This window comes from Armatimonadota bacterium, from assembly GCA_036504095.1.
In the GTDB taxonomy this organism is placed as follows: Bacteria; Armatimonadota; DTGP01; order JAKQQT01; family JAKQQT01; genus DASXUL01.
Map to the genome: position 1 here is coordinate 182,918 of DASXVS010000024.1, position 11,785 is coordinate 194,702.

At 63.2% G+C, this 11,785-nt stretch carries 13 protein-coding genes and 1 pseudogene; 8 read left to right on the top strand and 6 right to left on the bottom strand.

Annotated elements, in window-relative coordinates:
• The first annotated feature begins 14 nt into the window (after window positions 1-14).
• A complete protein-coding gene (locus VGM51_04840; GenBank protein ID HEY3412373.1) occupies window positions 15-527 on the top strand; it encodes an N-acetyltransferase in 513 nt (170 codons plus the stop codon).
• Here the strand turns inward: VGM51_04840 and VGM51_04845 are convergent.
• From VGM51_04845 to VGM51_04860, 4 genes are all read right to left on the bottom strand, one after another.
• Window positions 505-1,662, bottom strand: a complete 1,158-nt coding sequence (locus VGM51_04845; GenBank protein HEY3412374.1) for a radical SAM protein — start codon at window positions 1,660-1,662, stop codon at window positions 505-507. The genes VGM51_04840 and VGM51_04845 overlap by 23 nt on opposite strands.
• Window positions 1,663-1,693: 31 nt before the next feature.
• Window positions 1,694-2,137 (bottom strand): copper amine oxidase N-terminal domain-containing protein, encoded by a 444-nt coding sequence (locus VGM51_04850; protein ID HEY3412375.1) that lies wholly within the window; start codon window positions 2,135-2,137, stop codon window positions 1,694-1,696.
• 204 nt (window positions 2,138-2,341) lie between these two features.
• Window positions 2,342-2,959, bottom strand: coding sequence for a copper amine oxidase N-terminal domain-containing protein (locus tag VGM51_04855; protein HEY3412376.1), 618 nt, complete (start codon window positions 2,957-2,959; stop codon window positions 2,342-2,344).
• Complete coding sequence (locus VGM51_04860) at window positions 2,956-4,545, bottom strand: alpha/beta hydrolase (GenBank protein HEY3412377.1); 1,590 nt, start codon at window positions 4,543-4,545, stop codon at window positions 2,956-2,958. The genes VGM51_04855 and VGM51_04860 overlap by 4 nt, the downstream gene beginning before the upstream one ends.
• A 63-nt stretch (window positions 4,546-4,608) precedes the next feature.
• Between VGM51_04860 and VGM51_04865 the strand changes: the two genes are divergently transcribed.
• From VGM51_04865 to VGM51_04875, 3 genes are all read left to right on the top strand, one after another.
• Window positions 4,609-5,616, top strand: coding sequence for a carbohydrate kinase family protein (locus VGM51_04865; protein HEY3412378.1), 1,008 nt, complete (start codon window positions 4,609-4,611; stop codon window positions 5,614-5,616).
• A 117-nt stretch (window positions 5,617-5,733) separates the two neighbouring features.
• The gene (locus VGM51_04870) at window positions 5,734-7,728 is read left to right on the top strand and encodes a S8 family serine peptidase (protein ID HEY3412379.1); all 1,995 of its coding nucleotides are present in this window, start codon (window positions 5,734-5,736) and stop codon (window positions 7,726-7,728) included.
• A gap of 377 nt (window positions 7,729-8,105) precedes the next feature.
• A complete protein-coding gene (locus VGM51_04875) occupies window positions 8,106-8,606 on the top strand; it encodes a DUF6789 family protein (GenBank protein HEY3412380.1) in 501 nt (166 codons plus the stop codon).
• An 84-nt stretch (window positions 8,607-8,690) separates the two neighbouring features.
• Here the strand turns inward: VGM51_04875 and VGM51_04880 are convergent.
• Both VGM51_04880 and VGM51_04885 read right to left on the bottom strand, forming a co-directional pair.
• Window positions 8,691-9,011: pseudogene (locus VGM51_04880) on the bottom strand (redoxin domain-containing protein).
• 12 nt (window positions 9,012-9,023) lie between these two features.
• Window positions 9,024-9,254, bottom strand: coding sequence for a hypothetical protein (locus VGM51_04885; GenBank protein ID HEY3412381.1), 231 nt, complete (start codon window positions 9,252-9,254; stop codon window positions 9,024-9,026).
• 232 nt (window positions 9,255-9,486) lie between these two features.
• On the opposite strand from VGM51_04885, the gene VGM51_04890 reads away from it, so the two are divergent.
• The 4 genes from VGM51_04890 (at window position 9,487) to VGM51_04905 (ending at window position 11,776) form a co-directional block, all read left to right on the top strand.
• Entirely contained in the window at window positions 9,487-10,266 is a 780-nt protein-coding gene (locus VGM51_04890; protein ID HEY3412382.1) for a hypothetical protein, read from the top strand.
• Window positions 10,267-10,402: 136 nt separating this feature from the next.
• Window positions 10,403-10,975 (top strand): sigma-70 family RNA polymerase sigma factor, encoded by a 573-nt coding sequence (locus VGM51_04895; GenBank protein HEY3412383.1) that lies wholly within the window; start codon window positions 10,403-10,405, stop codon window positions 10,973-10,975.
• The gene (locus VGM51_04900; protein HEY3412384.1) at window positions 10,975-11,253 is read left to right on the top strand and encodes a hypothetical protein; all 279 of its coding nucleotides are present in this window, start codon (window positions 10,975-10,977) and stop codon (window positions 11,251-11,253) included. Before VGM51_04895 ends, VGM51_04900 begins: the two co-directional genes overlap by 1 nt.
• 85 nt (window positions 11,254-11,338) lie before the next feature.
• On the top strand, window positions 11,339-11,776 hold the full coding sequence (locus VGM51_04905) for a hypothetical protein (GenBank protein ID HEY3412385.1): 438 nt from the start codon (window positions 11,339-11,341) through the stop codon (window positions 11,774-11,776).
• Window positions 11,777-11,785: the final 9 nt, after the last annotated feature.

Below are 11,785 nucleotides of genomic sequence, written 5' to 3' on the forward strand. Positions count from 1 at the left end.
AACGGAGGATCGACATGATCATCAGAACAGAAACCAGCGACGATTTCCCGCGCATATACGAGTTGGTCAAAGTCGCGTTTCAGACGGCGAAGGTGAGCGGTGGAACCGAACAGGACTTTGTGAACCAGGTCCGGAGCGGCGATGCATACATCCCGGAACTGGCCCTGGTGGCCGAGGAAGGTGGGCAACTTATCGGCCACATTATGATGTCGAAGATCGACATCGTGAACGGGACCGGCAAGTCGGGTTCGCTCCTTCTGGCGCCCGTCTGCGTCGCCCTGGAGCATCGTGACAATGGAATCGGTTCCGCTCTGATCAGGGAGAGCATGGGGCTGGCACGCGAGATGGGTTACACCTCCGTGCTGCTTCTTGGCGACCCGGCCTATTACCACCGGTTCGGCTTCAGAACGTCCACGGATTTCGGCATCACGTTCGCGCACCAGACCCCGGAGATCGAAGCGAACGTAATGGCCTGCGAACTGAAGCCGAACGCCCTGGCTGGCGTCAACGGGTCTTTCGACTGCTGAGCCGTGGGGCCGCGCCGTCGATCTGCACGGTGTCGCCGCCGTAGTGGGTCGCGATGAAGAGCCCATTTCGCTCTCCGTATAGGCGTTCGGCGACGCGGTCGGCAACCGGCAGGACCGTCTGCTCGTGGGCACACACGATCGGGGAGACGCGCTCGAGGCGGCCGGTGGTCTGCTTGTTCTGGCAACCACAGGAGTGCATGCAGCGCGGGCGGATGGCGCACTCGAGGCACTCCGGCGGGTCCTCCGTGCTAAGGTCTCGCAAGCGCGCGCGGGCGGCCTCATCAAGGCCCGTCCTCACGTCGCCGATGGCCCACGCGTCCCCCTCGCCGTCATCAACGAACTGGACGCATGGGTAGAGACGGCCGTTCGGCGCAACCGAAATCTGCCGCTGCCCCAGATGGCACTGAGCGAGATGGCCGCGATCCGGCCGTATGTGGGACTGGATCTTGTGGTCGAAAGGGCTGAACCGGACGGCCGTTCCGTCGGCGTAAGCCTGGTAATACCAGTCGGCAACCAACTCGTACTGGTGCTCCAGCGTGCGGAAATGCCGCAGTTCCCACTTCGCGCCGTGATCGAGCGTGCTGACAATCGACCGAAAGCCCATGGAATGCAGACACTTCACCGACGCGGCGAGCCAGCGGGCGGTGAACGGCGTGACGACCATCTGCGCCTGAGCGTCCGGTTGATGCCGTAGCAGGAGTTCCGCTGCGCGCGCTACGGTCCCAAAGGAAGCGCGGCCCACCGCGTCCACCCGGTTGGCGTCGTGGGCGGATGGGGTGCCGTCGATGCTGAGGGCGACCTGGATCTCACGCGTGTCCTCGCCCGTGAGGAACGCCTCATCCAGAAGCAGCCCGTTGGTGGGCATATGGAAGACGAATCGGCGACTCGTCTTCCGCGAGACCTGCCGGCAGTACCTTACCGTTTCCGCGATAAGGTCCCGGCGCAGGAGTGGCTCGCCCCCGAAGAACACGATCTCGACCGGCCATGCGGGCGTTTCGCGCTGCGTGATATCGACCCCCAGGTCCACGGCCGCGCGGGCTGTCTCGACGGTCATATCGCCACCCTGGTGGGTGGATTCGTAGCAGTACCGGCAGCGCAGGTTGCAGCGGGCGGTCAGGTGCAGGGACAGGTCCAAATGAACGATCCTTCTATCCGGAGCGAACAGGCTACGGTCGGGGTAACCTCGGAGGCCCCATCATGCCCGGCGCCGGAGGGAGTTTGGGTGCGACGTTCTGAAGGACCAGCGCCTTGCGCCCCGTCGCGGAGAAAATCGCAACGTTTGCGCCACGCTTCGAGACGTTCAGACCCAGCGCCGACCCAACAGCCCGCGCCGGCACAAACAGCTCGCCTCGAATCAGGCGAGGCGCTTCCGAGAACCGCATCACCCGGCCGTTCACGGTGGAGGTTGTCTGTCCCGGCGCCAGGACAACCGTCGTCTCGCCGAGTTTCAGGGTCCAGGCCGGTGGATTCCCAGCGTGAGCCAGACGAACGTCCAGCGCGTCCCGCAGGACTGTAACCGGGACGAACGTGGTGCTCGACACCAGGATCCCGAAGCTGTTGAACACTCGCGTGGGAGGAACCGGGGCGGCGACCTCGCCGAGGAGTGGCATCGGCTTGGTCTCAACGGGCGGCAGTTTCGGGGGCGCGGGCCTTCCCTTGACGATTAGATTCGCCCCGTTCGCGGCGGCACCTGTACCGGCGAGTGCCGCCAGGAACATGGCCGGGTAATTAGGGGAGCTATAGTGTTTGGTGGGTCGTAGCCGCATGATGTCGTACCTCTATCCCGTTGTGCCGTGTCTGGCACGTTCTTCGAACTAGCGCTTCGGCAGCGGCGGCGGGGCGGGGGTGCCCTGAAGCGGCTGTGGCGCGGCTGGTCCAGTCTTGTCCACAGGAACGGCCTTCAGGATGAGCATTTTACGCCCCTTCGATGTGCTGAGGGCGATGTCCAACCCGCGTTGCCCGATGGTGAGTCCTAGCGCTTCACCCACAGCCCGCACAGGAACGTAAAGCGATCGGCCCTGCATGAACGGGCGCACCGGCAACCGGATGGGCTTGCCGTTGGCGATCGCTTCGAGTCTCCCCTGAGTCAGAACGACGCGCTTAGTACCGAGTTCAAGCGTCCAATCGCTCTTGCTGGCAGGGTGGATCACGCGGACGCCCAGTTTATCCGCCAGCATAGCTGTTGATACGAATGCCGTATCGCTCCACAGGACCGGCGCGCCGTCTACACCGTTCTTCGGCAGGAGCGGCGCGGCGATTTTTCCAAGCATAACCGGCGCTTTGGGCTCTGTCTGCGTGGTCTTCGGTGGCTTGGGCCCGCTCTTAATGATCAGGTTTGCCGCATTCGCATTGGCGCCCGCTGCCACGAGCGCTGCCATCGCAATGGCCGGGTAGCCTGGAACCGCGCACCGTGATACTGGTCGAATCTTCATCTTCGTTCCCTCTTCGTGAGCGTTTGTCTTGTCTGACCCTTTGCCCGCGCGGAACCTTCAATCCGTTTTGGAGACGCTGCCTGGCCGGTTGCGTTCCACCGCTTCCCTATGGCCTGCAGGATACGGTTCTCGAGGCCGCCGGTGTACAGGTCCATATGATCGCGCCCGGGCACAATCTCGACGTAGGCATCGCTATGGACGGACTTCAGGTAGTCTCGAAGAAGAACGACCGCTTCGTTGAGGTGGAAATTGTCACGGTCGCCCACGATGATATGGAGTTTCCCTTTTAGCTTCGCCATGAGCGGTTTCCCGCCGGCCGCGAGCACGCGGTGGATGTCGTAGCGGCGCCATGCGCGAGCCACGGCCGGATCGATGGCGCCGGTGTGGCGGTTGAACAGGCGCATCGGGCGGCCGTCCTGGCCTCGAGGGCTGAAGACGGCTTCGAACGACGCCATCTGTCCGCCGTACTCGCCAGCAACCATTTCGTACCGCGCGAAGTCGCGGAACGACATAGTGTCCGCGCCGCCGAAGCGCACGAGGTTGCGGGCCGCACCGTCAGGACGCACGTAAGCGTTCTCAAGGGGCTTTGCATCGATGTTGATCGTGCAGAACGAGCGGAAATCGACCGGATCCGGCCCGGTGGACCACGTTCCGTTGAAGAACGTCGGGTAGTTCACCTGCAGCCAGAGCGTGCTCCATCCGCCAGACGAGTGGCCGGTAAGGAAGCGCCCGCGGGCGTCGGTTAGCAGGCCGAACCGCTTCTCCAGGAACGGGATGAACTCGCGGGTAAGCGCGGCGCCCCAGGGTCCGTTGTTGACGGAGTCCGCGAACTCGGTATGCCCGAGAGATGTCTCCGGGTCAAGGAACACGTGCGCCATCGACGGGATGACGCCGCGCTTCATCCGGTCCCTGAGCGATCTTGAGCTCCAGAATGCTCCTTCGTCTCCGCCGCCGAAACCGGGCACGCGGTAAACAGCGGGCCACCGCCGTTTCGAGGCGTCCGGCGGCATCACGACAGCGGCCCGCATCGTGACGGGGCGCCCCCAGAACCGAGACAAAATGGGGCTGGTGAACTTGACTTCGGTTACGCCGTCTACCGTCCGCTTGCGCGGAGCGGGCGTCACACGGGTCAGCAGAAGGGGAATCGTCCCGGCGTGCGCCGAATCCAGGTTCGAGAGTTTGACGACTGCGCTTGTGATGTCCCCCGGACCCTGCTCCGAACGCGCGAAGGAGTGGTCGGCATCCAGCAGCGCCATGGCCTGCCAGTCGCCCTTTGGAGCCGAGGAGAGTGGCGCCGGATAGGCCAGCGTGTCCGGGTTTATCACCACTGCTTCGCCGGGAGCCAGGCCCTCGACCTCCTGCGCGGCGGTGTATGTGGAAGCGCCTCCGAAGGCGCCGCCAAAGCCGGTGCTGATGGTATCCAGCGGCTGTTTGACGTTCGTGATGAAGACCAGCAGGCGGCCCGAAACCGGAGCGGAGGCCGCTTCCCTTGCCAGCTGAACCTCAAACCGGAGGGGGGCGGCCGTTTGTGTCCGCGCGCCTGAGGCCGCAAGGGCGAAGGCTGCGATTGTGATTCCCCAGCGCATGTTTCCACCTCGATATGTGCTCGTGCGCGTTACCTGTGGATAATATGTAACGGAGGAGCCGCTATGTCGAACTCGGAACGCCGGGGCATTGCCGCCGCCGGCAACTGGATTGTGGACAACGTCAAGATCATTGACACATGGCCCGAGCAGGAAGCGTTGGCAAACATACTGGACGAACGGAAGGGCACCGGCGGCGCTCCGTACAATGTCCTGATGGACCTTGCGGCGTTGCAGGCACCTTTTCCACTCACGGGAATCGGCGTACTCGGTTGCGACGAGGACGGCGACGCGATTGAACGCGATATGCGCGAGCGCGGTGTCCGGTGTTTCCTCCGCCGAAGCGAGACAGGCAGAACATCATACACCTGCGTCATGACGGTCCGCGGCACGGGGCGCCGAACGTTCTTTCACAATCGCGGGCCAAATGCCGAATTCGCACCGCGGGATGTGCCGCTGGACATGCTTGATTGCCGCATCCTGCATCTGGGATACCTGCTTCTGCTGGAGTCGATGGACGCCGAAGACGAAGAATATGGCACCGCGGCGGCGCGGTTGCTCGCCGATGCGCGGCGTCGCGGCATCCACACTTCCGTGGACGTTGTGAGCGAGTCCAGTGACCGGTTTCAGCGCATCGCGCGGCCGGCTCTTCCGCACATCGATACGCTCATCTGCAACGAGATCGAGGGCGGTCGCATCGCGGGCATCGACATCCGTGTGGGAGATGCGCTGGATAGAGACGCCATGTCGCGCGCGGCAGCCACACTGTTGGAACTCGGGGTGAACGAGACGGTTGTGCTTCATGCGCCCGAAGGCGGTTATGCTCGCGACAAAGCCGGCCGGGAGTGGTTCAGGTCCAGTCTGCGTCTGCCTCCGGGATACATTCAAGGCTCCGCGGGCGCGGGCGATGCGTTCTGCGCGGGATACCTTTACGGCGCCCACGAAGGCTGGGGGATGGAAGATCGGCTGACGCTGGCCGTCTGCGCGGCGGCGGCCAGCCTGAGCGACCCGACCTGCTCCGCCGGCATGCGCCCGCTGAACGAAGTGCTGGCCCTGGCCGGACAATATGGTTAGGACGGGGGGCGAGCCACAGGAGTGCGCGACAAGGCTGCATGATTCTGTGTTGGTAGTTCCTGCTTCGCCGTTCGGGCGCCGGAACTATGGCGCGGGTCTTGCCGTCGGAAAAGGTATATGAAGATGTTTAGACCGCGCTTATTGGCGCTTCTGGCCTGCTTCGGCGCCGTCGCCGGAGCGAACGGCGCGTTGCCGTATCTCTCGCGGTCCGAGCGGCCGTGGACCACAGACCGCATCATGGTCAAGTGGCGCGACGGCAGCCCGCCCGTGCGCTTCCACTTCCCGGTCATCGGCACCCATACTCAGGGGGCCATGTCGATCCTCAGACTGCCCAGGGGCGCGCAGATGAGCGCCGCCCTGGCTGAGCTACGCGCCGATCCGCGCGTGCTGCGCGCGGAGCCCAATGTGCGGCGTCGGATTCTCACCCTTAACCCGCCGAATGAGCCGGGTTGGACAGCCACCGACCCGCAGCCCGATTACACCACGCGGACCTACGGCGAGTCGATTGCCGCCGCGGACCAGAAAACCTACATGTGGGCGCTCCAGAAGATCAACGCTCTGGATGCCTGGCGCGATTACCCTGGCACATACTACATGTCCGCCACGAAGCCGGCGAACCCCGTCAAGATCGCCGTGATCGACACCGGGTGTGACCTGGCGCATCCGGACTGGCTGAACGTGGGGGGCAGCAGCGCTAACGCCGCGCAGGGGGGACAGCTCGACCTGGCCGATGCCGTTTCGTTCCTCGGAGGCACCGGACAGGCGCAGCCGCTGACCGACGATCAGGTTGGGCACGGCACGTTCACAGCGGGAATCGTGGGCGCTGCCGCCAATAACGGCGGAACGGTCAACCCCGTCGGGGGGGCCATCGGGATCGCGTACGCCGCACAGGTGATGCCGATCCAGGTCCTGAACGACGCGTCAACCGGTTCGGTAGACGACGAGATCAGCGGCATCTACTGGGCGGTGGACCACGGCGCGCAGGTGATCAGTCTCAGTCTCGGCGACTATACGTACTCTTCCTTCGAGCAGGATGCGGTGGACTATGCCTGGCAGCATAACGTCCTGGTTGTCGCCGCGGCGGGCAACGATGGAGGCGCCGACGCGCTCGGAAACCCCGGGCAGAACCGTCCCCTGTACCCCGCGTGCGACAATCACGTGCTCGCGGTTGGCGCCACCGACCACTATGACACACCTGCCTCCTACTCGAATCACGGGCAGTATCTGGGCATCGCCGCTCCGGGAGGCGATCTGGACCCGAATGTGACGGTGCCCATCTACGGGGTCCTGGATGTACCCGTTCAGTTCACCGTATGGTCCTGTATGCCCACCCATCCGTTCCAATTGCAGGTGCAATCCGACGGTATGGGGGGTACTATCAACGATTACCTGCACGAGAACTATGACTACGCGCCGGGTACGTCGGCCGCGTGTCCTTTCGTGGCCGGCCTCGCCGGTCTGTACGCGCAGAAATTCGGGATCACCCGCAACACCCCCAACGCCGCCGCCACCCTCTACCAGGCGCTTCAGCGGAGCGCGGTCAATACCCAGGCCGTTGCCAATGGTGGATGGAGCGAGTACGGTGGTTTCGGGCGGATCGACGCGGCGAAAACACTCGGTAACGTCGATACGCGCAACGCGACAGTTGGGTGCATTGTCGGTAAGGTGACGACCAATGCCAACGCCGAAACGGGAATCCGCATCACGGCGACCATGGGTACGGTAACGAAGAGCGTAAACACACGCAGCCCCGACGGCGGCTTCCGGATCGCCAACCTCGCGCCGGGACAGTGGGCAGTTACAGCGTCCACCACAACGTCCATCGGCACTGTGGTAGTGACGGTTCGGCCCGGCGTGGACAATTTCGGTGCGGACTTCAACTTCCCATGGCCGTATGGCGATATCGATCACAACGGCATTGTGGATATGCGCGACGCGGTTGAGGCGGCGCGGATGATCGCCGGGACGGACCCCATGGACCCGTACGGCCAACAGCGCCTCGACATCTACCCATGGGCGGGTGTGGGCGGCCCCCTCCACGGGGACGGTACGCTGGACTATCGCGACGTTGCGCAGATCATGCGCATCGCGGCCGGCCTGCGGCTTCTGTGAGTTAGCTGGAAACGCCACGGCACGCCGTGGCGATTCCAGCCGCGGTTTCAAGCGCGCGGGGCGGTTCGTCCTCCGTGTGACATTGAGCTTCCACGGTCACGGCTGGACTCCGGTCTTCGTATCCCCTTCGCCGAAAACGGCTACCATGCCCGCGCGATCGGTATGGCTCCGCATCCGTCATCTCGACTCTCCTGAAAAAGCACAGACTCACCACCACGCCTACCGAGGCGTCAGCCAAGCCTGGTGTTCTCCGCCCGGATGCCCGATTCCGTTCCCGGCGGATGAATAACACGGCTGTCTCCACCTGTAGTAATCCATGTCAGGCATACACGCACCGCTCAGCGGGGCAGGAACTACAGGAACCAAAGGAGAATCAGATGAACAACGTCAGTTCGGGAAAAGCGATGGTAGGGGGCTTCGTCGGGACAGCGGTGATGACGGTTATGCTCTACGCCGCGAATATGATGGGCCTGGTCCAGATGGACCTTGCCGGGATGGTCGGATCGATGATGAACGGCGGGCACCACCCGCCGATGATGAGCGGGATATGGTGGTTGGGTATGATGGTGCACTTCGTGAATGGCTCCATCGTCTTCCCGCTCGTCTACACGCACTTCGTTCACCGTATACTTCCCGGTGCTCCCGTTGTGCGCGGTCTGTTGTGGGGCACGGCGCTGTGGCTAGGCATGGAGACGATGGCCTTCCCCATGGTGGGGCTGGGCTTCTTCGGCACCAAGACCCCGAGTCCGATGATGATGGTTGCCGGGCCCATGATGTTACACATAGTCTACGGCGCCATCCTCGGCGCGATTGCCGGCGCGCCGGCAAAGGACCACGGCGGCGAGTGGTCGAGTGGCGCGCCGATGTTGGCACACTGAGAGCGATTGACCAAGGATGCGGATGCTGGGGGCGAGATGCTTGTTGGCCGTTGGCCAGATGCGCCTCGCCCCCTGATCGCGCCTTCAGCGAGCCGCTTTCCGCACAGCATCGAGCACCTCTTCCGCCGCAGCGCGGATCCTGTAGTCCTCATTTTCATAGGCGAATGAAATGCGCCGCTTGCGGTCAATAACAAACGTGCCCGGCTTCAGTACCCCGTTCGTGTAGACCCCGGCGTACTTCCGTGCGGCTTCGCCGTTCCGGTCCGACAGGAAGGTGATGAAGTCAGCCTTCTCCCTGTCCTGCATCTGCTTCAGGGCGGTCCCGTCCTCATTCGAGATGGCGATAACGGCGGCTCCCGACTTCTGAAACTCTTGTTTGAGCCGGCCCAACTGGGCCAGTTGCGCATGGCAGTACGGTCACCACACACCGCGATAGAACACAAGGACGATGGGTTTCCTGCCCATGATCCTCCCGATGTCCACCTTACGCCCGTCCTCATCCGGCAGCGAGAAGGCTGCTGCCTTCCGGCCGGTGAGGCTCTTTGGCGCCGAATCTGTCCCCGCCGGTTTCTGAGTATACCCCGGCTGCGCTGCCAGCAGCAATAGAACCGGAACCGCCATACCCGGTGGCTTGATGTGATCTCGCATCCCCATACAACCTCCTTTGATTGCCGTCCGAGGCCTGTCACGTTCGGGGACCAATGTCGGTGATGAGACACAATCCCCAAGCATGGTTACACGCGGCGGCGGGTACATTATTCACGTTTCTTTTTTGAACAATCGGCCCGAGCGAGCCTGTAAGACCCTGTGAAAGCACGAGCGGCACGAGCCGCCAAGTCCCGGCCCGCTAGATGCGTGGGCCGAACGAAAGGAAACCGAGATGAGACATATACCATTCCTGCTCCGAGCCGGCGCAGCCGTCGTCGCAGTATCCGCCCTCCAGGCCGCATCCGCATCAGCCGATCCCGGCGGGACCACGCCGACTCCGACAGGGTTCAACAAATACCTGGTCTACATGGCTGAATCCAGCGCCGCTCCAGGGGAATCCACCCTCGGCATGGATCCCGCCACGGTGAACTACTTCCAAAGCCATGTGATGGGCCGGACCCCGGCGCAGATCGCGGCCGACAAGACCGCAGCGAAGGAGTTCTTCTTCGATCGCTTCGGCCTCGACTTCCGAAGCACCCAGGCGGACGCCATGGGCCAGGAGATGATCCCGGGCGCCATGTTCACCGGCTTCTATCAGAGTCCGCAAGTGAACTACCGCGCTTACACCATCTCCGGTGAATCCGTTCCGGCGAGCGGTTGGGAGGTGCGGGATGGTGGCTGGGCCGTAATGCTGACTCAGGAAACGGTGGTCCACGGCGCGTTTGGCGGGCCGGACGGAAAGACGCTGCCAGCCGGTGCGATGTTGGTCTACGGGAACTACAACATTCGAGTGGAGAAGCCCGGGAACCAATCCTCGCGACGGCCTCACCCGCAACCTGAACCGATCGTGATGCATTACCAGTCCTTCACTCCCATCGTGGCGGACGCCAACGGGAATATCGGGTTCATCTGCGACCTCTTCCACCCGGTCTGGGGAGTGGGACGCGCGCGGGGTGTGGTGCAGGGCGGCTCGATTCGCAGCGTACTCAGCTTCCCTCCCGGCCGTTCTTGATCGACGATGGCGGGGAGGCGCGTAGCCGTCTCCCCGCCAATCGGAGAACATCCTCAGTTAATTTTGAACAATTTCCCTGGCGCACACTGTACATTGAATGAATGCCGCTGGGAGAACGTGCGCGGCGAACAAACGAATGATCTTTCAAGCTCCAGATGAAGTGCTGGCCCGCCGCGCGGCGGAAGGTGAGCAGAGCTGTTTCGAGAAGCTCATTGCCCGCCACCGCGACCGGGTCTACCGCATCTGCTATCGATGCGCGGGGAACTCGGAGGATGCCGAGGACTGGGCCCAGGAGTGTTTCATACGCGGGTACACTCAGCTAGGCTATTATGACGCGTCCCGGCCGTTTGCGCCGTGGTTTTACAGGGTGGTCTCGAATGTCTGTATCAACCTGGCACATTCTAGGAACCGGTGGCGGGCAACTGTGGACCTGGGACTGCCGGACGACGGCGGCGAAGTGGCGGCTGAAGGAACCGATCCAGCGGCAGCCATCCTCTCGATCGAGACACGGCGCGCAGTGCTCGAAGCCGTCGAGTCACTGGACCCGAAACTGCGACAGGTTGTGATCTTGCGCGTGCTGGACGGTATGTCGTTCAAGGAGCTTGGTGAGACCTTCGGGGTACCGCTCGCCACAACTTCGACCTGGTTACGGCGGGCGCTGGTGCAGGTGAGACAACAACTTGCCCGGAAAGGCGTGGGGATAGGCTGATGGTAACGTGCGGCTGGGTGCAAAACCGAATACTGGCCTACTTATCCGACGAACTCGGCGTGTCCGAATCCAGCAAGTTGTACCGGCACGTCCAGAAGTGCCTCCGGTGCCAGAAGGCGATGGAACTCCTCTCCGAGACCCAGGACGTGGCAGGCGCAACCCTCATGACCAACGTCCGAGCTCCGGCAGCGATCGACGCCCGTATCATGGCGGCCATCTCCGGCCGCCGGCCGGACCCGGTGCGGCGTTTCCGCTTCTGGAACTGGTGGAGAAAATGAGCGCATCGCCGCGAAAGCTGGCCGCTCCCGAAGCCGGGTGGGAGCCGCACGGAGTTGACCCGGCAATGAGCCTCAGGAGGCAAATATGAAACGGTTCGCGATGCTCGTGTTGAGCGCGGCTATGGCCGCAGGAATAACGGGTTCGGCTTCGGCCGCGCCGAAGGACCAGCAGTCCACCCAGCGCAAGGTGGCGCAGGGTGGCACGATAAAAGCCATGCCTATGGGCGGAATGAAGGGCATGAAGGGCGGCATGGGCATGATGATGACCCCGGACGCCAGGAAGCTGCGCAAGCATGTAGATGCCGTCAAGGTTAAGGCGGCGAAGAACGGCCGATACGATTGCTGCATCGGCCCTTCGTGTGACTTCTGTGCGACGCATATGGGCTCGTGTTCCTGTGCGAAGGGCGTCGCCAGTGGGATGGGCAATTGCCGGGAGTGCAAGGGTGGCTGGGAAGCCGGTCAGGGCGATGTTCCTGGCAAGACGAAGGCAGACGTCCGCAAGATGAAGACCGTGGGAATGTGATCCCGCAGC

Coding starts and splice junctions, on each gene's coding strand:
- VGM51_04840 (HEY3412373.1), top strand. CDS start 15: ATGATCATCAGAACAGAAACCAGCGACGATTTCCCGCGCATATACGAG.
- VGM51_04875 (HEY3412380.1), top strand. CDS start 8,106: ATGAACAACGTCAGTTCGGGAAAAGCGATGGTAGGGGGCTTCGTCGGG.
- VGM51_04860 (HEY3412377.1), bottom strand. CDS start 4,545: ATGCGCTGGGGAATCACAATCGCAGCCTTCGCCCTTGCGGCCTCAGGC.
- VGM51_04890 (HEY3412382.1), top strand. CDS start 9,487: ATGAGACATATACCATTCCTGCTCCGAGCCGGCGCAGCCGTCGTCGCA.
- VGM51_04855 (HEY3412376.1), bottom strand. CDS start 2,959: ATGAAGATTCGACCAGTATCACGGTGCGCGGTTCCAGGCTACCCGGCC.
- VGM51_04900 (HEY3412384.1), top strand. CDS start 10,975: ATGGTAACGTGCGGCTGGGTGCAAAACCGAATACTGGCCTACTTATCC.
- VGM51_04905 (HEY3412385.1), top strand. CDS start 11,339: ATGAAACGGTTCGCGATGCTCGTGTTGAGCGCGGCTATGGCCGCAGGA.
- VGM51_04870 (HEY3412379.1), top strand. CDS start 5,734: ATGAAGATGTTTAGACCGCGCTTATTGGCGCTTCTGGCCTGCTTCGGC.
- VGM51_04865 (HEY3412378.1), top strand. CDS start 4,609: ATGTCGAACTCGGAACGCCGGGGCATTGCCGCCGCCGGCAACTGGATT.
- VGM51_04895 (HEY3412383.1), top strand. CDS start 10,403: ATGATCTTTCAAGCTCCAGATGAAGTGCTGGCCCGCCGCGCGGCGGAA.
- VGM51_04850 (HEY3412375.1), bottom strand. CDS start 2,137: ATGCCACTCCTCGGCGAGGTCGCCGCCCCGGTTCCTCCCACGCGAGTG.
- VGM51_04885 (HEY3412381.1), bottom strand. CDS start 9,254: ATGCGAGATCACATCAAGCCACCGGGTATGGCGGTTCCGGTTCTATTG.